Source organism: Fodinicurvata sp. EGI_FJ10296 (assembly GCF_040712075.1).
Lineage (GTDB): Bacteria > Pseudomonadota > Alphaproteobacteria > DSM-16000 > Inquilinaceae > JBFCVL01.
On sequence record NZ_JBFCVL010000001.1, the window covers coordinates 167,753 to 193,638 of the forward strand.

Here is a 25,886-nt window from a genome sequence, read left to right on the forward strand (position 1 = left end):
GTGGCCCACATCAAGCCGAAAGGCTCCTTCGTCGCGCTCGTGACGCCGATGAACACCGATGGCTCGATCGATTTCGAGGGTTTCCGCACGCTTCTGAACTGGCACGAGGAAAACGGCACCGAAGCCGTGCTCATCATGGGCTCGACCGGCGAGGTGTCGATGCTGTCGCCGGAGGAACGCCGCCAGATCATCACCGAAACGGCGAAGATGAAGTCTGGCCGCATGCTGTTCTATTACGGCTGCACCGGGAACAATACCGAGACGACCATCGACTATGTCCGCTATGCCAAAGCCGAGGGCGGCGACGGTGCGATCATCGCCGCACCGGCCTATATCTGCGCCGACAACGACGCCATCACGGATTACGCATGGGAAGTCTGCGACGCCGTCGATTTTCCGATCGGGTTCTACAACAACCCGCCACGGGTGAAGACCGACCTGCACTGGAACGACATCCTGAAGCTGGCCAGACATCCGAACATGGTCGTGCTGAAGGAATCGACGACCCGCGTCGGACAGGTCGCACAGGTTTGCGCGGCAAAGCCCGACATGGCGATCATGTGCTGCTGCTCGCCCAATCTGGGGCTGGTGATCCCGACCATGGCGCTGGGCGGCGACGGCACCGCCAACATGACCGGCAACATCATCCCGCGCGAAATGGCCGTGATCTCGAAGAAGTGGGAAACCGGCGAAGACGCATTCGCCTGCCGCGAGGCGTGGCTGACCAACCTGCCGATGCTGCATTTCGCCTATTCCGCCATCAACCCGGTGGCGGTCAAGACGCTGATGCGCGCCATCGGCCTGCCCGCCGGCCCCTTGCGCAAGCCGTTGAAGCCGATCGACGGTCCGGCGCTGCAGGCCGGTCTGGATGCGGTGACACGTCTTGGTCTGGACCAGCGCTATGGCTTCAAGATCAACCCGTCGGCGATCGCCGCCGAGTAGCGCCATGACCGTTCGCACAACGACCAGCCTGTGCCACTGGGGCGCGTTCGACGCCACCGTCGATGACGGGCGGCTGACCGCCGCGCGCCCCTGGTCGGAGCCAAACGCCGGGGCCGAGACCAGCCGGGCCGAGGCCAGCGGGGGCGCGGATCCCGACATGATCGGCGCCTGGCCGGATATGGTCTATTCGCCGCAGCGGATCGACCGCCCCCATGCCCGGCGGTCGTTCCTGAAGCACCGCCACAAGGCCGGCGGCGACGGGCGCGGCCGGACCGACGCCGACAACGAGATGGTGCCGATCAGTTGGGAGACGGCGCTGTCGATCGTCGCCGACGAGCTGACGCGCGTCTACGACGACCATGGCCCGGCATCGGTTTTCGGCGGGTCGTATGGCTGGTCGAGCGCCGGGCGTTTCCACCATGCCCGCACGCAGATCCGCCGCTTTCTGGCCGCCGCCGGCGGGTATACTGACCAGATCGGCAATTACAGCTGGGGGGCGGCTCACGCCATTCTGCCGCATGTGCTGGGCAGCGCCGACGCGGTGGCCGTGGCCGGCGCCGCGACCAGTTGGGAGTCGATCACACGGGAAACCGACACCGTTGTCGCGTTCGGCGGCCTGAACCCCAAGAACTGGCGCGTGACGTCTGGCGGCGCGGGCAATCACCAGATGCCGCGCTATCTGGACCAGGCGCGCGCCGCCGGTGTGGAATTCGTCATCCTGTCGCCGTTTGCCCAGGATGTGCCCGACGGCATCGACGCCCAGTGGATCGCCCCGCGCCCGAACAGCGACACCGCGATCATGCTGGCGCTGGCCCGACAGGCGGTCGTCGACGGCCGCGCCGACCGGTCATTCCTTGCGCGCCATGTCGAGGGGCACGAGCGATTCATCGCCTATCTTGCCGGTGACACCGACGGCGTGGAGAAGTCGCTGGAGTGGGCGGCCGGGATCAGCGACCTGCCGGTCGCAACGCTGCAACAGCTTTGGCACAAGATCCGGCGTGGCCGTGTCATGCTGACTGCCTCGTGGTCGCTGCAACGCGCCGATCACGGCGAACAGCCTTATTGGGCTCTGATCGCGCTGGCCGCGATGCTGGGCCAGATCGGTCAGCCCGGCGGCGGTTTCTCCTTCGGCTATGGCTCGGTCAATGGTGTCGGGGCGTCGGCGCGCCGGGGTTATATCCCGTCCATGCGTGACCTGCCCAATCCGGCGAAAAGCGGCATTCCGGCGGCTGCCTTTACCGATGCCTTTCTAAATCCCGGCCGGGAAACCGCGTTCAACGGCCGGGCGCTGGTCTATCCGGATATCCGTCTGGTCTATTGGGCTGGCGGCAACCCGTTCCACCATGGCCAGGATCTGTTCCGCGTCGAACAGGCCTGGCGCCGGCCGGAAACGGTCATCGTGCACGAACCCTGGTGGACGGCGACGGCGCGCCGCGCCGACATCGTGCTGCCGGCCACGACCAGCGCCGAACGCAACGATATCGGCGGTTCGTCCCGCGACCCGTTCGTCTTCTTCATGCCGAAACTGATCGAGCCGGTCGGCGCGGCGCGCGACGATTTCGACATACTGCGCGATCTGGCCGGACACCTTGGGTGCCGGTCGACCTTCGACGAGGGCCGCGACGAGGACGCATGGCTGCGCCATCTGTGGTCGCGGACGCAGGACCAGGGGGCTCGCGACGGCGTGTCCGTGCCGGATTTCGAGACATTTCGCGACGCCGGCTATTGGCGCGTTCCCGCACAGGACCGGCCGGACGTGCTGCTGTCGGAGTTCCGCGCCGACCCCGATGCCCATGCGCTGGCCACGCCGTCCGGCCGGATCGAGCTGTACTCGACCCGTATCGAGGGCTTCGGCTATGACGATTGCCCGCCCCACCCGGCCTGGATGGCGCCGGGCGAGTGGCTGGGCACGGCGGACGCTGACGAACTGCACCTGATCACCAACCAGCCGGCCAAACAACTGCACAGCCAGCTTTACCAGGCGCGCAAGTCCGACGCCCCGGCAAAGGTCGACATCAACGCCGCCGATGCCGAAGCGCGCGGGATCGGCGACGGCGACACCGTTCGGCTGTGGAATGCGCGCGGGGCCTGCCTCGCGACCGCACGGGTGGGCGATCAGCTGCGCCGCGGCGTGGTCGTGATGCCGACCGGCGCCTGGTTCGATCCCGACCCGGACGAACACGGGCTGGAGCGCAACGGGAACCCCAATGCCCTGACCGCGGACCGGACGACCTCCAGCCTCGGGCGGGCCTGCACCGCGCTGAGCGCTCTGGTCCGGGTGGCCCCATACTCGAACAATCACAACAAGGGATAACGGCAGTCATGGAACTGGGACTCAAGGGGCGCAAGGCGCTATTGACCGGCGCCAGCAAAGGCATGGGCAAGGCCTGCGCGCTGGCCCTGTCGCGTGAAGGCGTCGACGTGACGATTGTCGCCCGCACGGCGGCAACACTCGAAGCCACCGCCGACGACATCCGCAGCCAGACCGGCGGCCGCGTCACCCCCGTTCCGGCCGACATAACGACAGCGGCGGGGCGGGCCGCCGCGCTGGCCGCCTGTCCGGCGCCGGATATCCTGCTGAACAACGCCGCCGGCAAGCCGCCCGGCGATTTCCACGACTGGACCCGCGACGACTGGATCGCGGCGCTGGACCTGATGATGCTGGCCCCGATCGAGATGATCAAGGCCACCGTCGACGGCATGCAGGAACGCCGCTTCGGCCGGATCGTCAATATCGCCTCGCGCAGCGTCAAGATCGCCCAGCCGGAACTGGGGCTGTCGAACGGCGCGCGCTCGGGTCTGGTCGGCTTCGTCGCCGGGATCGCGCGGAAGACGGTCGCCCATAACGTGACCATCAACACGCTGCTGCCGGGGATTTTCGACACCGATGCCCAGCGCGAGCACCTCCAGGGCATGCTGGCCAGCACCGGCAAGACCTTCGATCAGCTCTGGCAGGAACGCGAGCAGTCGAACCCGGCAAAGCGCTATGGCCAGCCAGAAGAAATCGCCGCCTATTTCGCCTTTCTCTGCAGCGCCCATGCCGGGTATATCACCGCCCAGAACCTGCTGATCGACGGCGGCAGCTATCCCGGCACCTATTGATCTTCTCGCAAATCCGCAACGGTAGCGCTCCATGCATGTGATCGTGATCGGCGCCGGCGTCGTCGGCGTAACGACGGCGTGGTATCTCGCCGACAATGGCCACGAGGTGACCGTCATCGACCGGGCGTCGGGTCCGGCGATGGAAACCAGCTTCGCCAATGCCGGCGGCGTCTGCCCCGGCTTCGCCGGTCCATGGGCGGCGCCCGGCATGCCGCTGAAGGCGCTGAAATGGATGTCCCAGGCCAGCGCGCCACTCAAGATCCGGCCCAGGGCCGACTTCCGGCAATGGCAGTGGCTGGCCCGGTTCACGGCCAACTGCACCGATGCCCGCTACGTGCGCAACAAGGCCCGCATGCAGCGCATGGCGCATTACAGCAAGGCATGTCTGGTGGCGTTGCGCCAGAAGACCGGGATCGCCTACGACCACGCGTCCGAAGGCGTGCTGCAGGTGTTCCGCACCGACGACGAAATGGAGGCCGGGGCGCGCAATGCCCAGGTGCTGGCCGAGCTTGAAATTCCGCACCAGGTATTGGGGCCGTCAGACCTCAGCGCCGTCGAACCGGCGCTGGCCAAAAGCGCCACGACGTTTACCGGCGGCCTGCATCTGACCGACGACGAGACCGGCGACTGCCACCTGTTCTGCCAAAAGCTGGCCGCGCTGCTCGCCGAACGTGGCGTCGAGTTCAAGTTCGACACAGACGTGCGCACGCTGACGCGCGACGGCGGCCGCATCACCGGCGTCGTCGCCGACAGCGGCACCATCGCGGCCGACGCCTGTGTCGTGGCAACCGGGGCGTTCGCGGGGGAAATCCTGCGGCCGCTGGGCATCGCGACCACCGTCTATCCGGTCAAGGGCTATTCGCTGACCTGCGACTTGTCCGGAACCGAAGACGAGCAGGCGGCATGCGCGCCGCGCTCGTCAATCATGGACGAACACTCAAAGGTCATGGTCACGCGCCTGGGCAGCCGCCTGCGCGCCGCCGGCGTCGCAGAACTGGCCGGGTTCGACCGCCGTCTGCCCAAAACGGCGACACAAGGCCTGCTCGACACCGTCAGGACGCTGTTTCCGGACGCCGCCGACTATGCCCGCCCGAACTTCTGGTGCGGCTTCCGGCCCATGACACCCGATGGCCCGGCCCGCATCGGCGCGACCCGGTTCGACAACCTGTTCCTCAACACCGGCCACGGCTCCAACGGCTGGACCCAGGCCTGCGGCACCTCGAAGGTCGTCGCCGATATCGTTTCGGGTCGACAGCCAGAGATCGAGGTCTAGGTTTCCCACTCAGACACAATACCGTCATCGATTGTGTTCCGGCATGTCACTTGCATCGCGGGCGCGTCTCGCCGATGGTCGCGGCGGGCGATTTCAGTCCGGAGCATGTTCCGCGCCGTTCACTCCGGCAAGCGAACTGAATCAAGTAACGTCCGAAATCGCTCAGCTCTTGTCGGGCCGGGCACTTCCGGATGAAGTGAGGTGAGAATGACAATGACCGCAGCCACACGGCTGACGGCCGCCGGTTTCGTTGCCACTGCTGTGACCTTCGGTCCCGCACGGATGGGGTTTGGCCTGTTCCTGCCGGCTTTCCGCGAAGATTTCGCGCTTACGACATCGACCGCCGGCATGATCGCGAGCGGGGGCTTTCTGGCGTTTCTCGTCGGGCTTCTGGCATCCGCCTGGATGGCGCGCCAATACAGCGCGCGGGTGCCGGTCATTGCCGGCGCCGTGCTCGCCTCGGTGGGCTTCACCGCGGTCGCGGCGGCCGGAGGTCCGATCCTTCTGGCCGTGGGGATCGCCCTTGCCGGCAGCAGCGCCGGGCTCTGCTGGGCCCCCTTCAACGACGCGGCCGAACGCGTTATGTCCGACAAGGAGCGGCCCAATGCGTTATCGGTGATCTCGACCGGCACCACATTCGGGGTCGTCGCCGCAGCGGTGCTGGCGCAGGCCGTGATCATGGGGGCGCTGGACTGGCGCGGGGCGTGGGTTGGATTTGCCCTCAGCGGTCTCGTCCTGGCCGGGCTGGCGCGGGCAGGGCTGCCGTCGAAACGGGGCACGTCGCCGGCCGGCAAGGCCGTCGACGTAATCCTGAAAGTCGGCCGGACGGCCGTGATCACCGTGGAACCCAGCCCCAAGCCCGCCGCGGCCGAGACCAGCCTCGTGCGGCGCGGCGTGATGCCGCTCTATGCCTCGGCGCTGTGCTTCGGGATGACGAACGCGATCTTTCTGTCGTTTGCGGCCGACCGGGTGGTGGTGGCGGGCGGATTGGCCGGAATGCCAAACGAGGCCGCCTCGGTCGTCATCTTTCTCGGCTATGGAATTTTCGGCGTTCTCGGGCTTGCGACGGGGCGGATCGAGGCCCGGATCGGGCTCGCCGCGCTGTTCTTCATGATCTTCGGGGCGGGGGCACTGTCGCTTGTACTGATCGGCCTGACCCCGACATCCTGGGTCGGGGTGATCGCGGCCTCCGGGCTGCACGGCATGGCGATCATGATGGCGAGTGCGGTATTTTCGTTCTGGAGCGTTCGGCTGTTCCCGGGGCGCAGCACACTTGGCTTTACGGCGGCCCTGCTGAGCATGGCGTCGGGCAGCGTGTTGGGGCCGGCGCTGGCAGGGCTGCTGGCCGCAGCACAGGGACCCGAGGTCATGTTCCTTGTCGCCGCCACCCCGTCACTCGCCGCGACGCTGTGGTTCGGGGCCAAACTGATGCGCGCGCGGCCACGCTTGCCGCCATTGCCGGACCAGGGATAGCAGGTCCGCGCCTATCCGTTTCATCGACCAACCGCGTTACAGCAAAAACCCCTCTTCCCCGGGGCCTCGCAGCGGCGTCCGGGGACCACACTTTCCACGCACTCCCGGCCCGCGATCACCCGCCAACCCCTATCAAAGAAAGGTCACCGGCAATGTAGACTTTGCGGACATGAATGGCGCGGCTGCGTCACCAAAGGTTTCATCCGGCGTCCCGGTTGTGAAGCCTAAGCAGGGATATATTTTTTTACGTCAACGTCCTTTTCCCGCTCACGCATGTGAAATGCATCATAACGCGCCTGCATGCGGAGGAGCGTATCCATCTTTACGCCAAACGCCTTTTCAACGCGCAACGCCATTTCTGGAGAAAGCGAGGCTTTCTCGTTCAAGAGGCTGGAAAGTGCGGGCCGCCCAACACCAAGTGCTTCCGCGGCGGCGGTCACGGATAGATCGTCTGGCAATACCGAGCGCCGTATAAATCCGCCCGGATGGGGGGGCTTCATGCCTATTTTAATAGCCATAGCTCATACTCCGGACCGTGCCGTCAGTGGTAATCTTCGTAATCCACGTCATAAAGGTCGTTTTCATCCGCATCGTACCTGAACGTGATCCGCCAGTTGGGCGTGACGGCCAGGCTGTAGGTTCCTGCGCGGTCGCCGCCTAGAAGATGCGGCTTGTATTTCTGAAGATCGAAAACTTCTTCGATATCTTCCATATCGATCAGGAAGGCCATGATATCGGCGATCTTCGCCAGATAGTCCTGCGGAAGCCCCTTTGGGTTATTGGATTCGGCAAAGCGGCGCAGGCCCTTATGGCGAATATTCCTGATCTCCATATCTCAATCTAGCGTACTGTATCGTGTTGCGCAACACGATACACAACTCGTGTCGGCGACCCATAGTCTGCGCAGCCCAGTTGCCACCCCCCGGCTTTGAGACGTGGGCGCCTGCTCGGCCTCCTCGGCTGTTGCATAAGGTGCAACAACTGCCTCGGCCGAGAGTTCTGCATCCTCAAAGATGGCCTTGATATGCCGCGAAATCACCGACTTGTCGCGACCGAAGAGGTCGGCGATCTGGCTCAGTGACAGCCAGACGGTGCCGTCTACGGCGCGTAGCCGGATTTCGGCCGCGCCGTCCTCGGTGCTGCAAAGGATGAATTCGCCTTCAGACATCGACGCTCAGTTCCTTCAAATATCCAGCCATTCGCCCCCCGAGGGGCAACGGCCGCCACCCCGCCGCGCATGCTATCGAACGGCAACGAAAGCGACAACAGGTTGTTTGATGCGGAATATTAATCACCTTTTGGTAATCGTGACATGAGCCGGGCGCGGAGCCGGAAAAACGGAGCCGTTATTCTTTCAACGACCAATCACCCGCTCGGCTCCGTAAAGCGCCGCGTTAGCGCCGTGGCGGCGCGGTCGATTGCCAGATACAAGAGCACCGTGAACGCCGCGAGCGCGAACAGGGCGGCGAACATCAGATCGGTTTGTGCCCGGCCGTTGGCGAGCAGCATCAGATAGCCCAGCCCCTTTGACGCTCCGACCCATTCGCCGATCACCGCGCCGAAGGGCGCATAGACAGCCGCCAATCTCAGGCCCGAGGCCAGCGATGGCAGGGCATGCGGGGCGCGCAGAAGAAACAGCGTGCGATGATGCGGCGCGCCCATCACCTGCGCCAGATCGAGCCACGCCCGGGGCGTGCGCATCAGCCCGTCAAAGAACGACGAGGCCACCGGGAAATAGATGATCAGCATCACCATGACGATCTTCGAGCCCATGCCATAGCCGAGCCAGAGCGTCAGGATCGGCGCCAGCGCGAAGATCGGGATCGCCTGCGCAAAGACCAGGATCGGCCGCATGACGAGGCGGGCCATGGGCGACATCGCCAGTTGCAGCGCCGTCACCACGCCCAGCGCCGTGCCGAGCACGAGGCCCGTCAGGATCTGGCCATAGGTCACCCAGGCGTTCTCGATAATGATGTCGCTGGAATTCACCAGCGCCTGCCAGACCCGTGTCGGCCCGGGCAGGATGAAATGCGGCACCCCCGTCGCCCAGACGAGTGTCTGCCAAAGCCCGACGGCGACGGCGAAGACGGCCATGCCGCGCAGCAGCGACGCCAGCGGGCGGACCGTTGCGGCACCGGTCATCGGGCGTCATCTCCCCCCGGATCGTACCCGACCGGATCGCGCGCCCGCAGCCGGGCGAACAGGGCCGCCTGCGCCTGCAGGAAGTCCGGGTCTTCGAGATCGCGCACCGGCGCGGTGTCGGGCAGCGCCAACGCCTCCAGCCCCGTCGCGCTCATCAACCACGCGGCGTGCGACAGCCGCGCCGCCTCCGCCGGTTCGTGGGTCACGAGCAGCACCGTGCGCCCGGCCAGCAGGGACCCGGCAAGCTCCTGCATTTCGGCGCGCATCCGGGCATCCAGCGCGGAAAAGGGCTCATCGAGCAGAATGATCGGGCGATCCTCCATCAGCGTGCGCGCCAGCGCCGCGCGCTGACGCTGTCCGCCGGAGAGCGTATGGGGGCGTTTGCGGGCATGGTCGGCAAGCCCGGTCTGTTCAAGCAGCGCGAACGCGCGGTCGCGATCGCTCCGCTCCCCACGCAGTGTGGCGCCAAGGGTGACGTTGCCCAGAATGTCGAGCCACGGCGCCAGCAGATCGCTTTGCGCCATCAACGCCACCCGCCCGGCAATCGGCAGGCCGTCGCTGGCGGTGACGCGGCCGTCAAATCGCACCCCCGTTTCCAGCCCGGCCATCACGCGCAGCAGCGTCGATTTCCCGACCCCGGACGCGCCCAGCAGGCTCGTCCAGCGCCCCGGCGGCAGGTCGAGGGTCAGGGCGGAAAACAACCGCCCCTCGCCGACGAAACCCGCCCCGGTCAGCGTAAGTCCCGGGGCGGACGTTTCTGGAATCATGGTCGCGTCACGTCGATCGCCATCTGATCGACGGAATGCTGTTCGGGGATCATTCCGGCCTCGAACAGAAACGCCTCGAACCCGGCGTATCGGCCGTAATCCAGCGCTGCCGGACGGCTGGCGAAGCGCGGATAGGTGTCGCCCCAGGCGCGGGAATTGAGCTCGTTGTCCAGCTCCGACGAGGTCGCCGCGAAGATGTCCCAGGCCTCCTCCGGGTTGTTGAGAATGTAATGCGTCGCCCGCTCCGTCGCGGTCAGGAAACGCTGAATCGCGTCGGGGTCCATCGTGTCGGGATTGGCCACATAGATCAGCTCGTCATAGGCGGGAATGCCTTCTTCCTCGGGGTAGAAGCAGCGCCCCTCCACGCCCTCGATATCGAGCTGGTTCAGTTCGAAATTGCGAAAGGCGCCGATCACGCCATCGACCTGACCGCTCATCAGCGCCGGGGAGATCGACCAGCCGATGTTGATCTGCTCGACATCGTCGCCGCCCAGGCCGTGATGGGCGAGCATGGCGTCGAGCATGACCTCCTGCACGCCGGCCACGGCAAAGCCGACCTTGCCGCCGGCGAGATCGGCAACACTCTCTACGGGGCCGTCGGCAAGGACCAGCAGGCAGGTCAGCGGTGTGGAAACGAGCGTGCCGACCCGCACCAGCGGCAGGTCCTGATGCAGGTTGAGATGAAGCTGGGGCTGATAGGAGACGGCGATATCCGCCCGCCCGGCAGCGACCATGCGCGGCGGGTCGGTCGGATCGGCCGGCGCGGTCACCTCGACCTCCAGCCCGGCATCCGCGAAATAGCCGAGTTCTTGTGCCAGGATGACTGGACCGTGATCGGGGTTCACGAACCAGTCCAGAACCAGATCGAGCTGGTCCTGAGCGGTGGCGGGCGTGGCGAGCGCCAGCGCGCCGACGAAGCCCAAAGCCGGCGCGAGCGTTTTAGCCGTAATCGCATTCATGAGTGTGGTCCATCCGTCGCAAAATGTGAGTGCGATCCGGACCGTGTGAGCGGAACCCCTGTTCGCGCCGGTGGCAGGCATCACGCGCGGCGCCTTCAAGAACTCTGTCTTGCATGCGGCAAACGTCACCCGTCTCTCCTTTGCGTTCCTGGGGTCCGCGCGAAGAGACAGGTGGTCAGATGACGAAGATGTCGTCGAAATACCCGTTCCCTACGCCGGTATTGCCCGGATCAGGTTCGATGGGTTGGCGGATCACGCCTCTCAGCCCTTGTGGGCACCCCAACGGTGATGACGATGGTAATTAATTCAGGCGTCGTTCGCAAGGCGGGCTTTGCAGGTCCGGCAAGACCGGGGCCCACAACATTAACGTTCTCACGGAAATTGTTGACCCCGGATGGCGCTTCGCGCCTCCGGGGAATAGAAAGGAGAACGGCGGCAAGAAGAATCCCACTGTCCCGGACGCGATGCGGCACGAAGTGACGCGTCGCAGAGCCGGGACCCACACCATCAACGTTCTCGCGGAGCGTGTCGCCCCCGAAAAGCGCGTTCACTCCGGCAGGTGGCAGGCGACGCGGCGACCGTCGGCGCGGGGGGTGAGAAGCGGGCGTTCGGCGGCGCAGATGCCGCCATCGATGATCTTCGGGCAGCGCGGGTGAAAGGGGCAGCCGCTGGGCACGTTGGTGGCGCTGGGAATGTCGCCCTGAATCGCCTCCAGTTTCAGCCCGCCCGCCTCGACGCGCGGCACGCCCGCCAGCAGCGCGCCGGTATAGGGATGCATGGGTTCGGAGAAGATGCGCGCGGTCTCGCCGGTTTCCACGATCCGGCCCAGATACATCACCGCCACCTGCTCGCACAGATACCGCACCACCGACAGATCGTGCGAGATGAAGACATAGGTCAGCCCCAGATCGCGGCGCAATTGCTGCAGGAATTCCAGGATCTGCGCCTGAACGGAGACATCCAGCGCCGATGTCGGTTCGTCCAGGATGATCAGCCGGGGGTCGAGGGCGACCGCCCGCGCAATGCAGACACGCTGCTTCTGGCCGCCCGACAGTTCATGCGGATAGCGGTACATGAAAATGCGCGGCAGTCCGACGATGTCCAGCAGCCGCTGGACGCGCGCGATCAGCTTCTGCCCGCGCGTACCGTCCTGCACGATGATCGGTTCGGCAATCGCATCGAAGATCGTGTGCCGGCTGTTGAGCGACGAATGCGGGTTCTGAAACACGATCTGGATTTCCCGGCGCAGGCGGCGCATTTCCTCGCCCTTCAGCGTCGTGATGTCCCGGCCGTCATAGCGGATCGACCCCGCCGTCGGCTCGATCAGGCGCAGCAACAGCCGGGCCACCGTCGATTTGCCCGAGCCGGATTCGCCCACTACGCCCATGGCCGTGCCTTTGGCGATGTCGAAGTCGACATCATCGACCGCCCGCACGATCTGCGGCGTTTGCCACGGCTTGTTGCGAAACGGAAAGTGCTTGGACAGCCCCCGAACCTGAACGAAGGCGCCGGTATCGCCGGCGTGATCGGGCTCGTGCGGATCGGGCCGGGTCGGGTCAAGCGGGGCAGTGTCAGGCATGATGGCAGGCCACTTCGTGATCGTCGGCCAATCGGCGCAGTTCGGGTTTCTCCCGGCGGCACAGGTCGGTCGCGCGCTCGCAGCGCGGGTTGAACCGGCACCCCGTGGGCGGGTCGAGCAGGTCGGGGATCGACCCGGGTATGCTTTTCAGCGTCACCTCGGCCTTGTCCATGCTGGGCAGCGCGGCCAGAAGCCCCTGGGTATAGGGATGACGCGGTGCGGTCAGCAACTCGGCGGTCGGCGCTTCCTCGACCATATTCCCGGAGTACATCACCCCGATGCGGCGGCACACGGCGGCCACCGCGCCGAAGTCGTGGCTGATCATGATCACCGACAGCCCAAGCCGATCGACCAGATCGGCGATCAGCGACAGGATCTGCGCCTGAATGGTCACGTCCAGCGCCGTCGTCGGCTCGTCGGCGATCAGAAGCTGCGGCTCGCCGGACAGGGCCATGGCGATCAGCACCCGCTGGCGCATGCCGCCGGAGAGCTGATGGGGATAATTACGCAGCAGCCGTTCCGCATCGGGCAAGCGCACCTTGGTCAACAGTTCGACCGACCGCTCGCGGATTTCTACCCTGGAGGGCTTGGCGCGCCCCATCGCCGCCGCATCGGCCCGGATCACGTCGGCCATCTGCTGGCCGACGCTGAGAACCGGGTTCAGAAAGGTCATGGGGTCCTGGAAGATCATGGCGATGCGCGCACCGCGCAGCCGCCGCCACCGTCGTTCCGACATCCCCAGCAATTCCTGCCCGTCGAAGCGGATGCTGCCCCCGGCGATCCGGGCGGGCGGGCTGGGCAACAGGCCTAGAAGACTTTTCGCCAGCACCGATTTGCCGCAACCGGTCTCGCCGACAATGCCCAGCGTTTCGCCCTGCCTGACGGTAAGGTCGATACCGTCCAGCACGCGGATGCGGCCGTCGAAGGTGTCGAAGTCGAGCTTGTAGTCCTCCACGGTCAGTAGCGGATCGCTCATCGGCCGCGGCTCCTTGGATCGAGAATGTCGCGCAGCCCGTCGCCGAACAGGTTGAAGCCGAGAACGGTGAGATAGATTGCCAGCCCCGGAAACAGCGAATACCACCACCAATCGGGCATATAGGTGCGCGCGATCGAGATCATCGCGCCCCATTCCGGCGCCGGCGGGCTGGCGCCCAGCCCGATGAAGCCCAGACCGGCGGCTGCCAGAATGGCCATGCCCATATCCATGCTGGCCTTGACGATGATCGGCGACGCGCAATTCGGCAGGATGTGGTGGAACAGGATGCGCGGCGTGCGCGCGCCGGCCGCGCGGGCCGATTCCACGAACAGCTCTTCCTTCAGCGACAGCGTCTTGCTTTCCACCAGCCGGACATAGCCGGGCCACCAGACCAGCGCCAGCGCGATGACGCAGTTCGTGATCCCCGGCCCCAGGGACGCGACGATCGCCAGCGCCAGCACCAGCGCGGGCACGCCCAGAAAGATGTCGGTGATGCGCATGATGATTTCACGCGTCCAGCCGCCGACATATCCGGCGATGATGCCCAGCGGCACACCGATGCCCGCACCGATGGCCGTGATCAGAACCCCGATCCACAGCGAGGTACTGGCCCCGATGATAACCCGGCTCAGGATGTCGTTGCCCATTTCGTCGGTGCCGAAGGGGTGGCCCCATGATGGCGCCAGCAGGCGTTGGGACATGTTGACCGCCCCGGCGGCGTCTTCGGGATAGGGGGCGATCCACTGGCCGAACGCGGCCAGGATCAGGAACAGCACGACCAGCCCCAGCCCCAGCATCGACGAGAAGCTGCGCGAGAATAGATAGGCATACAGCCGCCACTGCCGGATGGTGCTGGCGTTGCGTTCGCGCCAGGTCAGCTGGGGGATGTCATCGGCTTCTCGTTCGCCAACACTCATTATCCCGACTCCCTGAGCCGCGGGTCGAGCCAGATATAGGCAAGATCAACCATGAAATTGATGATCATGAAGATGAAACCGATCAGGAGCGTGGCGCCGATCACCGGCTTGAAGTCGGAATAAAGCGCCGACTCCACGGCATAGAGGCCGATGCCCGGCCAGTCGAAAACCGTTTCGACGAGAATGGTCGATCCCAGCATCCAGCCGAAACGCAGACCGACGATCGACACCGTCGGCAGCATGGCGTTCTTCAACGCATAGACGGTGACGATTCGCCAGGCCGACAGCCCGTTGGCTTTGGCCGCGAGGACGAAATCCGACTGCAGCGCCTCGATCATTTCGGCGCGGTTGACGCGCAGGATCGACGCCAGGCACGGGAACGACAGCACCACCGCCGGCATGATAATATAGGAGAGCGCCTGGGTGAAAACGTCGAACCGGCCCTGAAGAAGGCTGTCGATCAGCAGAAAATGGGTGATCGGGTCGGGCGGAAGCGTGACAAGGTTCAGCCGTCCGGAGATCGGCAGCCACCCCATCTGCACGGCGAACAGCAATTGCAGCAGAATGCCGAACCAGAAGGCCGGCAGCGCCACCCCTGAAATCGACCCGATGCGCACAACATGGTCGAACCAGCTGTCGCGCACCACCGCCGACATGATGCCGAAGCCGACACCGAACAGGATACCAAGCCCCATGGCCACGACGACCAGTTCCAGCGTGGCCGGGAAATAGCGCAGCAATTCGTCGACCACAGGCCGGGTCGAGACGATCGACCGGCCCAGATCGCCCTGAACCAGCCCGGTCATATAGACCACGTACTGCTCGATCAACGGCCGATCCAGCCCGTTTTGCTGGCGGACCGTTTCGACCATGGACTCGGTCGCATTGGGTCCAGCGATCAATCGGGCCGGATCGCCGGGCGCAATGTTGGTAATGGCAAAAGTGATCGTCGCCAGCCCCAGCAGCATGATGACAAGCAGCAGGAGGCGACGGGCAACGTAAATCAGCATGCTGTCCCGTTCGCGGGCCGGAGGACGGTAAGGCGCCGCCCGCGCCGGATCGCGGGCGGCGGCCGGGGCCGTTTGCTAAAAGGGCCGATTACTCGACATCGACCCAAAGCGGATAGAGATCAACTTCGCCGGTGAACCGGACGGGGCTGAACTGAAAGCCTTCCAACCAGTCCCGATGCGCCCAACGGCGGTTCTGAAGCATGCCGAAAATTTCCGGCGTGCCTTCCACGATCATCTCCTGGATCTCGGCATAGAGCGGTTCGCGCTCGTCCCAGTCGCTGAGCGAGCGGGCTTCCGAAATCGTGTCCCAGAGTTCCTGGTTTTCGTAGAAATGCATCGCGAAATACTGACCCCAGGAATTCTGGTGGTACTGATAGGCCACCGCATCCGGGTCGGTCGAAACCGGCGTGACAAAGACGCTGGTCATGTCCGGCGCGCTTTCCGGACTGGAACCGGCCGCGACCATGTTCGGCCACTGCTCTGGCACGATGTTCACATCGATGTTCAACTCGGCCAGATTGCTGAGCAGCACCAGCCCGATCCGCCGCGCTTCTTCCAGACCGGCGACGTGATAGTAGTCCAGCTCGATGCCGCCGTCGGGATACTCGGACTGCGCCAGATATTCGCGCGCCAGATCCATATCCTGTCGCGGGATGCCCTCGACGTCGATATGGCCCTGGATCGCTTGCGGGAACGGGCTGGTCTGCAGTACGGCATCGCCGTTGTAGATGTCGATCAGCGCATCGTAATCCATCGCATGGGCGATCGCCTTGCGCAGATTGATATCCGCCGTCGGGCCCTGCTGGGTGTTGAACTTGATGCCGAAGGTCGTCATCCCCGCATGGTTCTGGATGACGATGCCGGGCTCGTCCTCGATCTGGCCGTAATCGTCCGAACTCAGACCCTCGGCGATGTCGATCTCGCCGCGCTGAAGGGCGGCGCGCTGGGCGGCGGGCTCGCGGATGATGCGATAGATGATCCCGGCCGGGCGGTTTTCTTCACCCTGCGGCCAGCCGCGCCAGTAATCCTCGTTCGCGACCAGTTCATACAGCACGTTCTGCTGCCACCGGCCCATGGTAAAGGGACCGCTGCCGGCGGCGTTCTCGGTCATCCATTCCGTGCCGTAGTCGCCGTCGACCTCGTTTTCCATCACCTCGGCGGGGTTGACGATGTACCACCACGGCAGGAAGGACAGGAACGGGGCATAGGGGCGGCTGAGATTGAAACGGATGGTATAGTCATCGACCACTTCGATGCCGTCCGGCTCCAGAAAATCGGCCAGCATCCAGGCCACGCCCTGGTTCAGCTCAAGGCCGCGCACGAAGGAATACCGCACGGCTTCGGCATCGACCGGGTCGCCGTTATGGAAGGTCGCGTCTTCGACCAGATTGAAGGTCCAGACCGACGCGTCTTCGTTGACGTCCCAGGATTCCGCCAGCCAGGGCTCGATTTCCGGCGGGTCGCCGACATACTTGAACAGCGCGTCATAGATCGACTGCTGCATCATGCGGGTCGACCAGTCGTAACGGACATGGGGGTCGAGCACCGGCACCTGCTGACGGCCGCCAAAAACGATGACGATGCCGTCATCGGTACGCTCGAAGGCCTGGGCCGTATCGGTCAGCGCCGTGGCCGACAAGGCGGCGGCGGCCACCGCTCCAAGGATCAATTTTCTCATTGATTGGGTTTCCTTCTCTCCACTGTTCGGTAATAAATTGATTTTGTTAGAGTATTTGGCGGATACCCCCCGCAACGATGCGCCGGGACAACAAGACCGGGGCCTTGACCCGGTCGGCGACACGCCGGCGCATGGCCTCGTCATAGCCCATGCAATGCATTACGATCAGATCGGCCTCGGCCAGATCGTCGGCGGCCGCCTCGAACCGATCCTCGCCATAAGGGCTGGCATGGGTGCCCGTGACGCGGCGTCCGGGCGTTTCGCCCAGAGAAATATGCGCGATCTGGCGTTCAAGCGGCACGATGACGCCCAGATGACGCACGCCGGAGGCCAGCGCCTCGGCCAACCCATCAACGACCGCCTGGGCTTCGATCAACAGCGTATGGGACAACGGCGGCACGCGCGTACCGGTGCACAACACCACGACGGCATCCAGCGACGGATCGTCCATCTCGCGCAGCAGACGATCGAGGCGCGCTTCGGTCCGGGCCTTGTCGATGACCACTTCGCGCCCATCGGCAAGGCGCGTCGCCAGACTTGCCGCCCCGTCGGCCGGGGCCAGATCGGCAATGGCGGCATCGTCCAGCCCATCAAGCGCGCCGCGCTCGACCACCTCGATCGGCGGCAGATCGGCACAAATCTCCGGCACCATATCGGTTCGGGGCGACTGGCCGATGGTGACGAAAGCGATACGGCGCCGACGGGTCATGCGCGCTCTCCATCCTGATGGGTGCCAACGCGGTCTTGCGGTGCATCCAAGGATAGACGCCACGCCGACACCCCGCCCATAAGGGTATGCCCTTACAGCGCCGGTGAGGACTCTTGAATGCGAAATGACGCCACGGCCAGATTCGCCATCAAGGACGAACTTGATGTTTCATGATCTGTCATGATTGTTCATGATGGTATCGATGCGATACGGAGGATAACCGATGACCGACAGCGCCCGTGAAAAGTTCGCGACCCAAGTGGACGCCGAGATGCTCGCCACCGTTCGGAGCCTCGCCAAGACCGAGGGGCGACAACTTCAGTCGCTTGTTGAAGAAGCGCTCGCTGATCTGATCGAAAAACGCAAGCACACTCAGCCGCGCGCCCATGTCATGGCGGCCTATCAGGCCAGTCACGGCAAATATGCTGACCTCTACAAGAAACTGGCTGAATGACGGAGTACCTGACCGTCATCGAAGTCCTCATGATCCATTCCGACCAGATCGAACGTTATGGCGGAGTCGATGGCGTGCGCGATCCGGGTCTTGTCGAAGCGGCGGTGTTTCGCCCGCAGACGGGATACTACGAAGACCTGATCGCGGAGGCGGCCGCGCTCTGGGAGAGCCTGGCCATGAACCATCCCTTCATTGACGGCAACAAGCGTGTCGCCTTCGCGGCGACCTACACGTTTCTGACCATCAACGGTCTGGAAATCAAAGAAGAGCCCGACGCGATCTATCGCTTTATCATCGAGAGCCTGGAAATGGGTGAATTCCGACATGAACGGCTTGCCGCTTGGCTGCGCGCGAACACCGGACAAATAGGAAAGTGATCCGCCTTGCCGGGTTTGTGTGATCTGAAGAATGCCGCGAAGATGCTCACCGCTCGCTAAAGAAAGACCACCGGCACACCATAAGCCCGGGCCACCCGCACAGCCTGCCCCGTCCCGCCCGAGGCGCGGCCATCGGCCGTCCAGCAGATCAGGAATTCCGACGGGGTTTCGAGGTCAGCGCCCAGAACGATGCACACATTGCGGGCGTGGATGGCGCGCGATGCGGCGTTGCAGTTCCGCCAGCCCGGATGATGGCGAGCCGCAACTTCCATGGCGCGGTGCATGTCGGGCGGCACGACGCCGCAAGTACTGCCGTTGAACCCGGCCCAAGGCAGGAAGATTTCTTTCGCCGCACCGGCTCCCGATTCAAAGGCCCGGTCGGCGCCGTTCGCGCCACCGGAGCGCAGGACAAAGCCCTGTTCGCGCAAATTCTCCGCAATCCGGCGCATATGGTCCTGCACCGCCGCAGGCGTCTTGCGCGCCCCGACGCCTGAATAAAAACGCTGCATAGAGACCACCCCGAAAGGGGCGGTCCGCGCGTTTTTCATTGCGCGGACCGCCCGATGCCACAGTCGGGGAGGTCGAATAGCCGGTTACGAACGGCTCCGCTGGCCTTTGGCGACCGCAAGGTCGCTTGGACATACGCCAACGGCTCCCCGACCGCGAACACAGGAAATCATTACCATGATCCGGTGATCAACGGTCAGGGGTCCGGCATCGATTTTCGGCGATGCCATCCGTCGCAACGGGAGATTCGACCCTCCCAGGGGCAACGGCCGTCGCCCCCACCATGCATGCTATCGAAAGGCGGCGACAACGACAATAGATTGTTTTTATCAGTCAAGTTATCGCTTATTGGTATTGGTTATCGAGGCCGGAGTAGATCGTTCTTCTTACCTGTCCCGGGCTTGATCCCGCACAACCGCCCCATTCCTACCCCCTTAAGCGGATCGGCTTTTCAGGGTCACCCATGCCGCAAACGCCCTGCGGTCTTTGATTGGAACAGCGCGAAAGGCCCTTATCGCCACATCAGCCGCGTCAATCCAGGTGATGACATCGGTTCGGGCGAATGTTGCAGCCGGATCGTAATCCGCACGATGCCGCTCCAACTGAAGATCAACAAAGCAGTTCCCGAAGTCTTGAATATCGTTTGGGAATTTCCTCATGATGCGGCGGTCTTTACACTGCTTTGTCGCAAACCCGTGATCGATCGCGCGATAGGCTTGTTGCCAGGCGGAATTGCTTCTGTCAGCGCTGGCTGTTCCAATAAGACAGTCAGCGCCATTCCTGCACATCTGATGAAAAACAGCGTAATAAGCAGTGCTTAATGCACGCTTGAGATCGGATTGTTTGGGCCGTCGTGACCGGGAGGACCGAGCGAGAATGCGGGCCGAGCCAATCAGGTCAAGCAGTTTCACCAGTTTGCTCCGCTAGCGTCTTGAAGGAGAACACCGGAAAGCGGTCTTCGTTTAGGTCCTGCAGAGCCTCACCGACATGGCGGCCAAGACTCTTGACCTTCTGGGGGTTTAGCGGCCCGTTTCGCGGATCGAAGACGAATTCGACACGAAGAAACGGATCGCCATTGTGGTCATACTCACCCCTGACGAATACATCGAGATGAAAAACATCGCTTAATTCGCTCTGCACAACCCGCCTGATTTCGTCGATCACCGGCTTTTCGACATTGTTCACCATCACGTATCCCCGAAAGCCTGCCCAGTGAGCCAAGCGCCGATCGCTCTCCCCTGAGGCTGAAATATACCCGCTCGCTTGCTGAGAAACAAGGATCGCCCCTACAACTCAGGATGCTCCGACGAGAGCAGCAGCCGGATCAGCGCGGTGGAGCTGACGACCTCCATCTTGGACAGCACCTTGGCGCGGTGGATTTCCACCGTGCGCGGGCTGATGCTCAGTTGCAGGCCGATGGATTTGTTCGGCAGGCCTTCGGCGATCAGCGACATCACCTGGCGTTCGCGCGGGGTCAGGCGCTGCAGCCGGTCGGCCAGGATGTCGGCGCCGCCCAGGGGCCGGGCGACGGCGCCGCCGGTCAGTTCCGGCGCCAGCAGCAGGCGCACCGCCCCGGCGATGACGCGGCGGGCCAGAACCACCGGTTTTCCGGACGCTTTGCTGACAACCGCGCGGTCATGCTCGTCAAAGGTGACGGCGTTCAACACGATGATATCGCATCCCGACAGATCTTCGGCGGCCCGCGCCAGGGCATCCGCGTCGCCGGCCGCAGCCGAGGTCAGGCGGAACTCGACGCCCTCGACGCCGTCAAGCGTCGTCACCGGCACCTGCCGGGCGATCGGCTGGATGACGCCGACGGTCTGTCCGGCGCTGACCAGTGCGTTGACCGCGCTTTCCAGCGCGCGCTGGCCGTTGACGGTCGGCGACCGGCTTTCGAAATTGCGCACCAGTCCGGTCGACAGCAATACCACCAGGTCGAAATGCTTCTCGTCGAGCCCGGCCATGAGTTTCGCCAGTCTTTCGCCGATGCGCGACTTCGAAATGACGACCTGCCGCCCGGATCGAAGCAGTGTGGAGAATCCCGGATCGCCCGGTTCGGGGGCGAGACCGGCGATTGCCTGCTCGTCCAACCCGTCGAGCGCGCCGAACTGATGCACGTCGTATGGTTCCGGCAAATGGGCCAGAACGTCCGGAACCAGATCGTTTCGAGGCGTCTGCCCACCCGTAACGATGGCGACCCGGATGCGCTTCTCGAATGTCATCGCTTGATCCGACCGTGAAAATGCGGCGAAGCCGGCCCGGATCGATACCCTGCGAGCCGGTCCCGCTTCACCATGGTCACAGTAGTGCGATGCCGCATCGCGCCACAATAGCCGGTTTCGGGGCGGGATTTGGGACCCGCTTCGGTCCGTGGCCGCCATAGGGGCATGCCCTTATAGGCGCGCCGGTGCGGCTTATCCTAGCCTTCCACGGCTCCAAGCAAGGCGGGTGATATGCGTGAGTTTGCCGTAGACGAGATCGAACCCCTGGCGATCGGCGCCTGGATTCTGGGCACCGGCGGCGGTGGCAGCCCCTATCTTCATCAGCTCAACGTCAAGAAGCTGTACGATCAGGGCCATCGCATCCAGTTGATGGACTCCTCGGAACTGGCCGATGACGACATGGTCGCGGTGGTTTCCAAGATGGGCGCGCCGCTGGTCGGGCTGGAACGCCTGGTCGACCCGGCGATGATGGCGCGTGCGGTGCGGATGATGGAAGCCTATCTCGGCATTCGTTTTCGCGCCGTCATGAGTGTCGAGATCGGCGGCGGCAACGCACTTTCGCCCTTTCTGGCCGCGGCGATTGCCGACATCCCGGTGGTCGACGCCGATGCCATGGGCCGGGCCTATCCCGAAGCGCAGATGACCAGCTTTGCCATCGGCGATTTGCCGATGTTTCCACTGACCCTGGCCGATGTGCGCGACAATGACGTGATTGTCGCCCGCGCCGCGTCGTGGAAATGGATGGAGCGTATTTCGCGCAAGGTCTGCACCGAGGTCGGGTCGACCGCCGCGACCTGCAAGGCCCCGCGCACGGGCCGCGAAGTCAAGGATTGGGGCATTCAGAATACCGTCACCAAGGCGATCGCCATCGGGCGCACGATCATGGAAGCCCGGCGCGTCCATGACGATCCGGTGGCCGCGCTGGTCCGCGACCATGCGGGCAAGACGGTGTTCGTCGGCAAGATCGCCGATGTCTCGCGCGAGACAACCGGCGGGTTTCTGCGTGGCACGGCCGTAGTCGAAGGGCTGGACGGCGATCGCGGGCACCGAATGGAACTGGCCTTCCAGAACGAATTCGCGGTCGGCTGGATCGACGGCGAACCGGCGATCATGACCCCGGACCTGATCTGCGTGCTCGACAGCGTGACCGGCGACGCGATCGGCACCGAAACCCTGCGCTATGGCCAGCGGGTCAGCGTCGTGGCCCTGCCCGCGCCGGAAATCCTGTTGTCGCCCAAGGGGTTGACCCATGTCGGCCCGCGCGCGTTCGGCTATGACCTCGACTTCAAATCGGTGTTTGCAGCATGAAGAGAATCGGAATCGATGTCGGCGGCACCAACACGGATGCCGTCCTGATCAGTGCGGACACCATCGTCGCCGGGGTCAAGGCCACAACAACGGAAGATGTCCTGACAGGCGTCTCGAACAGCCTGGCTGCGCTGAAGGACAAAGTGGGCGGTGAGGCGCTGACGCAGGCCGACGCGGTCATGATCGGCACCACGCATTTCACCAATGCGGTGATCGAGCGCAAGCATCTCAACCGTGTCGCGGCCATCCGCATCGCCCTGCCGGCGGCCGCCAGCCTGGAACCGGCAGTCGACTGGCCCGCCGATCTCCGCGCCTCGGTCGATCCGGCGATTTTCATGGTCGAAGGCGGTCACGAATATGACGGCCGGCCGCTGGTGCCGCTGGACGAGGACGCGCTGCGCCAGGCGGCGCGCGACATCGCGCGGATGGGCATCCGGTCGGTGGCGATCACGGCCCTGTTCTCGCCCCTGACCAGCGCCTGCGAAACCCGCGCGGCGGAAATTCTGGCGGAAGAATGCCCCGACGCCGCGATCACCCTGTCGCACACGCTGGGCCGGATCGGCCTGCTGGAGCGCGAGAACGTCGCCATCATGAACGCGGCGCTGAAGGATCTGGGCGCGCGTACCGTGTCGGCCTTTCGCGATGCCCTGGCCCAGGCCGGACTGCATGCGCCGTTCTATCTGACCCAGAACGACGGCACCGTCATGCTGGCCGAGGTCGCGGCAGCAAACCCGGTTTACAGTTTTGCTTCCGGCCCGACGAACTCCATGCGCGGCTCTTCCGCCCTGTCCGGCCTGACCGACGCCATGGTCGTGGATGTCGGCGGCACTACCAGCGACGTCGGTGTGCTGATCAACGGTTTCCCGCGCGAAGCCAATGGCGTGGTCGAGATCGGCGGCGTGCGCACGCTGTTCCGGATGCCCGATCTGCTGCCCTTCGGCCTGGGCGGCGGCACGATCGTCGACCCCGACACCGGCCGCATCGGCCCGCAGTCGGTGGGGTATCGCCTGACCGAACAGGCCCTCGTCTTCGGCGGCGATATCCTGACGGCAACGGACATCGCGGTGGCCGCCGGGCGCATCGAACTGGGCGACCCCGACCGGGTGCGCCATCTGGACCGCCGGTTTGTCGACGATATCATGAGCCGCATTCGGGCGATGTTCGAAGAACGGGTCGACCGGATGAAGACATCGGCCGACGACGCCGTTCTGATCGCGTCCGGCGGCGGGGCATTCCTGGTTCCCGATGAGCTCGACGGCATAAGCGAGATCGTGCGCCTGGAACATGCCGGCGTGGCCAATGCGGTCGGCGCGGCGATGGCCCAGGTCTCCGGCGAAGTGGATCAGGTGTTTTCCGGCGTCTCGCGGGCCGAGGCACTGGCGCAGGCGAAAGCCGGCGCCGAAGCCCGGGCGGTCGAAGGCGGCGCCGATCCGACCACGCTGAAGACCGTCGATGTCGAGGATATTCCGCTGTCCTATCTGCCGGGCGAAGCCCGCCGCGTGCACACGCGCGTCGTTGGCGATATCGCGGCCATCACCGCGGCGCGTTAGGCCGTCCAGCCGCCAACCCGGACAAGCGGCCTGTCGATTTCCGTAAAGCCCGCACACGCGAATGCTCTATGCTCGGAACCGAACAGGGTCGGCCATCGCAGGCGAGCAAGGGGCGCGCCACGGAAACAGCCGACAGGAGGACACGTTCATGAGTGACGGCTTGCAGGCCATCGCGCCGGGCGAAACGCTGCGCGCGGCGATCAATCTGGGCAACCGGGCTCTGGCGCGGGAAGAAAATGGCGAACTTGGCGGCGTCACGCCGGCCCTTGCCAAGCGGCTGGCGGCGGAGATCGGCAAGCCGGTGGAGTTCGTGGTCTATGACGGTGCCGGCAAGACATTCAAGGACGCCGGCAAGGATCGCTGGGATGTCGGCTTCCTGGCAATCGACCCGGAGCGCGCGAAGACGGTTTCGTTCACCCGACCCTATAAAGAGATCATCGCGACCTATGCGGTGCGCGACGACAGCCCCATCCAGTCGATCGAGGAGGCGGACAGGCCCGGCATCAAGATCGTGGTCGGTACCGGCTCGGCCTATGACCTCTACCTGACCAAGGCGCTGGAACATGCCGAGCTTATCCGCATCGCGGATCCCGGCGAGTCCTTCGCACGGTTCCGGCAGGGCGACGGCGACCTCGTCGGCGGCGTGCTGCAAAGCCTGCAAAAAGCCTTCCCGGAAGGATCGGGGGTCCGGATTCTGCCCGGCCGGATTACCACGGTGCGCCAGGCGATGATGCTGCCCTATCACGACGCCGATCGGATCGCGGCCCTCGACGCCTTTGTCGAATGCGCGATCGCGGACGGGTTCGTCGCGGCAAACGACTAACGCGCGGCGACAGGAGCGTGGCGGTAGGGGCGAGCCGCCTGCCCGCGTTATTCCTCGGTGCGGCTCGCCCGCTCACGATCGCGCCAATATCGCGTCATGTGCGGAAATGGCGGCAACCAGGACTCGCGGCGGATGGTCCAGAGTTCATAGGTCGGCCTTAGCTGATCGGGGGCGTCCAGCGAGCCCAGGTTAACCTCGATTTCGTCGTCGGTGCGCGAGAAGACGGAACTGCCGCACCTGGGACAGAAATGCCGGCCGGCATAGTCGCGCGTTTCGCCCTCGATCGTCACGGCGTCCTGAGGGAATATCGCAGAGGCGTGGAACAGGGCCCCATGATGCTTGCGACAGTCGTTGCAATGACAAAGGCCGACCCGATAGGGGCGTCCCGTCGCCACAAACCGGACATTGCCGCACACGCAACCCCCCGTAAATCGCTCCATGCTGCGTACCCCTGGTAATCCTGCGGTCAATACATCCCACTTCCCTCGGAAGACGTAAAGTCGCTACGCGTACCGCACCGCCGGGAATGACGTGGAGACGTAGCGCCGCAAAGAATCCCCCCGCCCCGGACGCGATGCAACATGAAATGTTGTTTCGCTGATCCGGGGCCCACACTATCGGCGCTCTCGCGGAGCGTGTGGACCCCGGATGTCGCTTCGCTCCTCCGGGGAGGAGACAGGGGCGGATGCTGTGTTAATGAACACAGTTGCCGGGGCGGGAAAAGGTGATCCAGGGCGCTTTCCACCTTCACCAATTCCCGTGCGCAGCGCGGCGCGAAGTGACGCGCTGCAGACCCGGGATCGGGTGCCATGGCTCTCGGCGGTCGAAGCGCGGGCCGGGCTCTCGCGGAACGTGTGGACCCCGGACGGTGCTTCGCACCTCCGGGGAGGAGACAGGGGCGGATGCTGTGTTAATAAACACAGTTGCCGCGGGTAGGAAGGAACACGAGGTGACGGCGGGAAACAGCCCCTCCACTGCGATTGAATGTCATCGCAAGACCTTTTTCGATTCGGCGAACCCGACCCAGCTATGCGCAAACTGCATGTTGCGCTGCGACAAGCTATCGGTTTAGACAGTCCTCATTGAATCTGGACCCGGTGAAACTCCGGGTGGCTCTG

At 64.5% G+C, this 25,886-nt stretch carries 27 protein-coding genes, 1 riboswitch and 1 other annotated feature (1 of these 29 cut by a window edge); of the genes, 10 read left to right on the forward strand and 17 right to left on the reverse strand.

Features of this window, described 5'->3' with window-relative positions:
* The 5 genes from ABZ728_RS00725 to ABZ728_RS00745 all read left to right on the forward strand — a co-directional run bounded on the left by ABZ728_RS00725 (position 1) and on the right by ABZ728_RS00745 (position 6,790).
* Complete coding sequence (locus tag ABZ728_RS00725; RefSeq protein ID WP_366653640.1) at positions 1–942, forward strand: dihydrodipicolinate synthase family protein; 942 nt, start codon at positions 1–3, stop codon at positions 940–942.
* Positions 943–946: 4 nt separating this feature from the next.
* On the forward strand, positions 947–3,256 hold the full coding sequence (locus tag ABZ728_RS00730) for a molybdopterin-dependent oxidoreductase (RefSeq protein WP_366653641.1): 2,310 nt from the start codon (positions 947–949) through the stop codon (positions 3,254–3,256).
* Positions 3,257–3,264: 8 nt separating this feature from the next.
* Positions 3,265–4,044 carry an SDR family oxidoreductase gene (locus ABZ728_RS00735; protein ID WP_366653643.1) on the forward strand — a complete coding sequence of 260 codons (780 nt, stop codon included), beginning with the start codon at positions 3,265–3,267 and terminating at the stop codon, positions 4,042–4,044.
* 31 nt (positions 4,045–4,075) lie between these two features.
* Complete coding sequence (locus ABZ728_RS00740; RefSeq protein WP_366653644.1) at positions 4,076–5,317, forward strand: D-amino acid dehydrogenase; 1,242 nt, start codon at positions 4,076–4,078, stop codon at positions 5,315–5,317.
* Positions 5,318–5,530: 213 nt separating this feature from the next.
* Entirely contained in the window at positions 5,531–6,790 is a 1,260-nt protein-coding gene (locus ABZ728_RS00745; RefSeq protein WP_366653645.1) for an MFS transporter, read from the forward strand.
* Positions 6,791–7,014: 224 nt separating this feature from the next.
* Here ABZ728_RS00745 and ABZ728_RS00750 read toward each other — a convergent pair whose 3' ends face one another.
* The 12 genes from ABZ728_RS00750 to ABZ728_RS00805 all read right to left on the reverse strand — a co-directional run bounded on the left by ABZ728_RS00750 (position 7,015) and on the right by ABZ728_RS00805 (position 17,527).
* A complete protein-coding gene (locus ABZ728_RS00750; protein WP_366653646.1) occupies positions 7,015–7,308 on the reverse strand; it encodes a HigA family addiction module antitoxin in 294 nt (97 codons plus the stop codon).
* 23 nt (positions 7,309–7,331) lie between these two features.
* The gene (locus ABZ728_RS00755) at positions 7,332–7,622 is read right to left on the reverse strand and encodes a type II toxin-antitoxin system RelE/ParE family toxin (protein WP_366653647.1); all 291 of its coding nucleotides are present in this window, start codon (positions 7,620–7,622) and stop codon (positions 7,332–7,334) included.
* Between the two features lie 3 nt (positions 7,623–7,625).
* Complete coding sequence (locus ABZ728_RS00760; RefSeq protein ID WP_366653649.1) at positions 7,626–7,958, reverse strand: hypothetical protein; 333 nt, start codon at positions 7,956–7,958, stop codon at positions 7,626–7,628.
* 197 nt (positions 7,959–8,155) lie between these two features.
* Positions 8,156–8,932: an ABC transporter permease gene (locus ABZ728_RS00765; protein ID WP_366653650.1), complete on the reverse strand. Its 777-nt coding sequence runs from the start codon at positions 8,930–8,932 to the stop codon at positions 8,156–8,158.
* Entirely contained in the window at positions 8,929–9,699 is a 771-nt protein-coding gene (locus tag ABZ728_RS00770; protein ID WP_366653651.1) for an ATP-binding cassette domain-containing protein, read from the reverse strand. Before ABZ728_RS00770 ends, ABZ728_RS00765 begins: the two co-directional genes overlap by 4 nt.
* Positions 9,696–10,658 carry an ABC transporter substrate-binding protein gene (locus ABZ728_RS00775; RefSeq protein ID WP_366653652.1) on the reverse strand — a complete coding sequence of 321 codons (963 nt, stop codon included), beginning with the start codon at positions 10,656–10,658 and terminating at the stop codon, positions 9,696–9,698. Before ABZ728_RS00775 ends, ABZ728_RS00770 begins: the two co-directional genes overlap by 4 nt.
* A 190-nt stretch (positions 10,659–10,848) precedes the next feature.
* Positions 10,849–10,950: riboswitch (TPP riboswitch) on the reverse strand.
* Between the two features lie 255 nt (positions 10,951–11,205).
* Positions 11,206–12,237: an ABC transporter ATP-binding protein gene (locus ABZ728_RS00780; protein ID WP_366653653.1), complete on the reverse strand. Its 1,032-nt coding sequence runs from the start codon at positions 12,235–12,237 to the stop codon at positions 11,206–11,208.
* Positions 12,230–13,213: an ABC transporter ATP-binding protein gene (locus tag ABZ728_RS00785; protein WP_366653655.1), complete on the reverse strand. Its 984-nt coding sequence runs from the start codon at positions 13,211–13,213 to the stop codon at positions 12,230–12,232. The genes ABZ728_RS00780 and ABZ728_RS00785 overlap by 8 nt, the downstream gene beginning before the upstream one ends.
* Positions 13,210–14,130, reverse strand: a complete 921-nt coding sequence (locus ABZ728_RS00790; protein WP_366653656.1) for an ABC transporter permease — start codon at positions 14,128–14,130, stop codon at positions 13,210–13,212. The genes ABZ728_RS00785 and ABZ728_RS00790 overlap by 4 nt, the downstream gene beginning before the upstream one ends.
* Positions 14,130–15,140, reverse strand: coding sequence for an ABC transporter permease (locus ABZ728_RS00795; protein ID WP_366653658.1), 1,011 nt, complete (start codon positions 15,138–15,140; stop codon positions 14,130–14,132). Before ABZ728_RS00795 ends, ABZ728_RS00790 begins: the two co-directional genes overlap by 1 nt.
* A gap of 88 nt (positions 15,141–15,228) precedes the next feature.
* Positions 15,229–16,818 (reverse strand): ABC transporter substrate-binding protein, encoded by a 1,590-nt coding sequence (locus ABZ728_RS00800; RefSeq protein ID WP_366653659.1) that lies wholly within the window; start codon positions 16,816–16,818, stop codon positions 15,229–15,231.
* 46 nt (positions 16,819–16,864) lie between these two features.
* A complete protein-coding gene (locus tag ABZ728_RS00805) occupies positions 16,865–17,527 on the reverse strand; it encodes an AroM family protein (RefSeq protein ID WP_366653660.1) in 663 nt (220 codons plus the stop codon).
* A gap of 223 nt (positions 17,528–17,750) precedes the next feature.
* Here ABZ728_RS00805 and ABZ728_RS00810 point away from each other — a divergent pair, with 223 nt between their 5' ends.
* Positions 17,751–17,981, forward strand: coding sequence for a hypothetical protein (locus ABZ728_RS00810; RefSeq protein ID WP_366653661.1), 231 nt, complete (start codon positions 17,751–17,753; stop codon positions 17,979–17,981).
* Positions 17,978–18,358 (forward strand): type II toxin-antitoxin system death-on-curing family toxin, encoded by a 381-nt coding sequence (locus ABZ728_RS00815; protein WP_366653662.1) that lies wholly within the window; start codon positions 17,978–17,980, stop codon positions 18,356–18,358. The genes ABZ728_RS00810 and ABZ728_RS00815 overlap by 4 nt, the downstream gene beginning before the upstream one ends.
* A gap of 56 nt (positions 18,359–18,414) precedes the next feature.
* Here the strand turns inward: ABZ728_RS00815 and ABZ728_RS00820 are convergent, their stop codons facing one another.
* From ABZ728_RS00820 to ABZ728_RS00835, 4 genes are all read right to left on the reverse strand, one after another.
* Positions 18,415–18,867, reverse strand: a complete 453-nt coding sequence (locus ABZ728_RS00820) for a hypothetical protein (RefSeq protein ID WP_366653663.1) — start codon at positions 18,865–18,867, stop codon at positions 18,415–18,417.
* Between the two features lie 432 nt (positions 18,868–19,299).
* Complete coding sequence (locus ABZ728_RS00825; RefSeq protein WP_366653664.1) at positions 19,300–19,776, reverse strand: hypothetical protein; 477 nt, start codon at positions 19,774–19,776, stop codon at positions 19,300–19,302.
* On the reverse strand, positions 19,763–20,053 hold the full coding sequence (locus ABZ728_RS00830; protein ID WP_366653665.1) for a hypothetical protein: 291 nt from the start codon (positions 20,051–20,053) through the stop codon (positions 19,763–19,765). Before ABZ728_RS00830 ends, ABZ728_RS00825 begins: the two co-directional genes overlap by 14 nt.
* Before the next feature lie 98 nt (positions 20,054–20,151).
* A complete protein-coding gene (locus ABZ728_RS00835; protein WP_366653666.1) occupies positions 20,152–21,087 on the reverse strand; it encodes an AroM family protein in 936 nt (311 codons plus the stop codon).
* Between the two features lie 231 nt (positions 21,088–21,318).
* Between ABZ728_RS00835 and ABZ728_RS00840 the strand changes: the two genes are divergently transcribed.
* From ABZ728_RS00840 to ABZ728_RS00850, 3 genes are all read left to right on the forward strand, one after another.
* Positions 21,319–22,395, forward strand: a complete 1,077-nt coding sequence (locus tag ABZ728_RS00840; protein ID WP_366653667.1) for a DUF917 domain-containing protein — start codon at positions 21,319–21,321, stop codon at positions 22,393–22,395.
* Positions 22,392–23,945: a hydantoinase/oxoprolinase family protein gene (locus ABZ728_RS00845; protein ID WP_366653668.1), complete on the forward strand. Its 1,554-nt coding sequence runs from the start codon at positions 22,392–22,394 to the stop codon at positions 23,943–23,945. Before ABZ728_RS00840 ends, ABZ728_RS00845 begins: the two co-directional genes overlap by 4 nt.
* A 148-nt stretch (positions 23,946–24,093) precedes the next feature.
* Positions 24,094–24,768 (forward strand): transporter substrate-binding domain-containing protein, encoded by a 675-nt coding sequence (locus ABZ728_RS00850; protein ID WP_366653669.1) that lies wholly within the window; start codon positions 24,094–24,096, stop codon positions 24,766–24,768.
* A gap of 47 nt (positions 24,769–24,815) precedes the next feature.
* On the opposite strand, the gene ABZ728_RS00855 is transcribed toward ABZ728_RS00850, so the two are convergent.
* Positions 24,816–25,208 (reverse strand): GFA family protein, encoded by a 393-nt coding sequence (locus ABZ728_RS00855; RefSeq protein WP_366653670.1) that lies wholly within the window; start codon positions 25,206–25,208, stop codon positions 24,816–24,818.
* 647 nt (positions 25,209–25,855) lie between these two features.
* Positions 25,856–25,886 (forward strand) — a sequence feature (sul1 is cis-regulatory element that is thought to sense ions involved in sulfur or methionine metabolism; They are found in Alphaproteobacteria) (it continues 25 nt past the right edge of the window).

What these genes read in the sequence shown, in the direction of transcription:
- ABZ728_RS00730 (WP_366653641.1), top strand. Translation starts at nt 947, where the DNA reads ATGACCGTTCGCACAACGACCAGCCTGTGCCACTGGGGCGCGTTCGAC.
- ABZ728_RS00735 (WP_366653643.1), top strand. Translation starts at nt 3,265, where the DNA reads ATGGAACTGGGACTCAAGGGGCGCAAGGCGCTATTGACCGGCGCCAGC.
- ABZ728_RS00740 (WP_366653644.1), top strand. Translation starts at nt 4,076, where the DNA reads ATGCATGTGATCGTGATCGGCGCCGGCGTCGTCGGCGTAACGACGGCG.
- ABZ728_RS00745 (WP_366653645.1), top strand. Translation starts at nt 5,531, where the DNA reads ATGACCGCAGCCACACGGCTGACGGCCGCCGGTTTCGTTGCCACTGCT.
- ABZ728_RS00750 (WP_366653646.1), bottom strand. Translation starts at nt 7,308, where the DNA reads ATGGCTATTAAAATAGGCATGAAGCCCCCCCATCCGGGCGGATTTATA.
- ABZ728_RS00755 (WP_366653647.1), bottom strand. Translation starts at nt 7,622, where the DNA reads ATGGAGATCAGGAATATTCGCCATAAGGGCCTGCGCCGCTTTGCCGAA.
- ABZ728_RS00760 (WP_366653649.1), bottom strand. Translation starts at nt 7,958, where the DNA reads ATGTCTGAAGGCGAATTCATCCTTTGCAGCACCGAGGACGGCGCGGCC.
- ABZ728_RS00765 (WP_366653650.1), bottom strand. Translation starts at nt 8,932, where the DNA reads ATGACCGGTGCCGCAACGGTCCGCCCGCTGGCGTCGCTGCTGCGCGGC.
- ABZ728_RS00770 (WP_366653651.1), bottom strand. Translation starts at nt 9,699, where the DNA reads ATGATTCCAGAAACGTCCGCCCCGGGACTTACGCTGACCGGGGCGGGT.
- ABZ728_RS00775 (WP_366653652.1), bottom strand. Translation starts at nt 10,658, where the DNA reads ATGAATGCGATTACGGCTAAAACGCTCGCGCCGGCTTTGGGCTTCGTC.
- ABZ728_RS00780 (WP_366653653.1), bottom strand. Translation starts at nt 12,237, where the DNA reads ATGCCTGACACTGCCCCGCTTGACCCGACCCGGCCCGATCCGCACGAG.
- ABZ728_RS00785 (WP_366653655.1), bottom strand. Translation starts at nt 13,213, where the DNA reads ATGAGCGATCCGCTACTGACCGTGGAGGACTACAAGCTCGACTTCGAC.
- ABZ728_RS00790 (WP_366653656.1), bottom strand. Translation starts at nt 14,130, where the DNA reads ATGAGTGTTGGCGAACGAGAAGCCGATGACATCCCCCAGCTGACCTGG.
- ABZ728_RS00795 (WP_366653658.1), bottom strand. Translation starts at nt 15,140, where the DNA reads ATGCTGATTTACGTTGCCCGTCGCCTCCTGCTGCTTGTCATCATGCTG.
- ABZ728_RS00800 (WP_366653659.1), bottom strand. Translation starts at nt 16,818, where the DNA reads ATGAGAAAATTGATCCTTGGAGCGGTGGCCGCCGCCGCCTTGTCGGCC.
- ABZ728_RS00805 (WP_366653660.1), bottom strand. Translation starts at nt 17,527, where the DNA reads ATGACCCGTCGGCGCCGTATCGCTTTCGTCACCATCGGCCAGTCGCCC.
- ABZ728_RS00810 (WP_366653661.1), top strand. Translation starts at nt 17,751, where the DNA reads ATGACCGACAGCGCCCGTGAAAAGTTCGCGACCCAAGTGGACGCCGAG.
- ABZ728_RS00815 (WP_366653662.1), top strand. Translation starts at nt 17,978, where the DNA reads ATGACGGAGTACCTGACCGTCATCGAAGTCCTCATGATCCATTCCGAC.
- ABZ728_RS00820 (WP_366653663.1), bottom strand. Translation starts at nt 18,867, where the DNA reads ATGCAGCGTTTTTATTCAGGCGTCGGGGCGCGCAAGACGCCTGCGGCG.
- ABZ728_RS00830 (WP_366653665.1), bottom strand. Translation starts at nt 20,053, where the DNA reads ATGGTGAACAATGTCGAAAAGCCGGTGATCGACGAAATCAGGCGGGTT.
- ABZ728_RS00835 (WP_366653666.1), bottom strand. Translation starts at nt 21,087, where the DNA reads ATGACATTCGAGAAGCGCATCCGGGTCGCCATCGTTACGGGTGGGCAG.
- ABZ728_RS00840 (WP_366653667.1), top strand. Translation starts at nt 21,319, where the DNA reads ATGCGTGAGTTTGCCGTAGACGAGATCGAACCCCTGGCGATCGGCGCC.
- ABZ728_RS00845 (WP_366653668.1), top strand. Translation starts at nt 22,392, where the DNA reads ATGAAGAGAATCGGAATCGATGTCGGCGGCACCAACACGGATGCCGTC.
- ABZ728_RS00850 (WP_366653669.1), top strand. Translation starts at nt 24,094, where the DNA reads ATGAGTGACGGCTTGCAGGCCATCGCGCCGGGCGAAACGCTGCGCGCG.
- ABZ728_RS00855 (WP_366653670.1), bottom strand. Translation starts at nt 25,208, where the DNA reads ATGGAGCGATTTACGGGGGGTTGCGTGTGCGGCAATGTCCGGTTTGTG.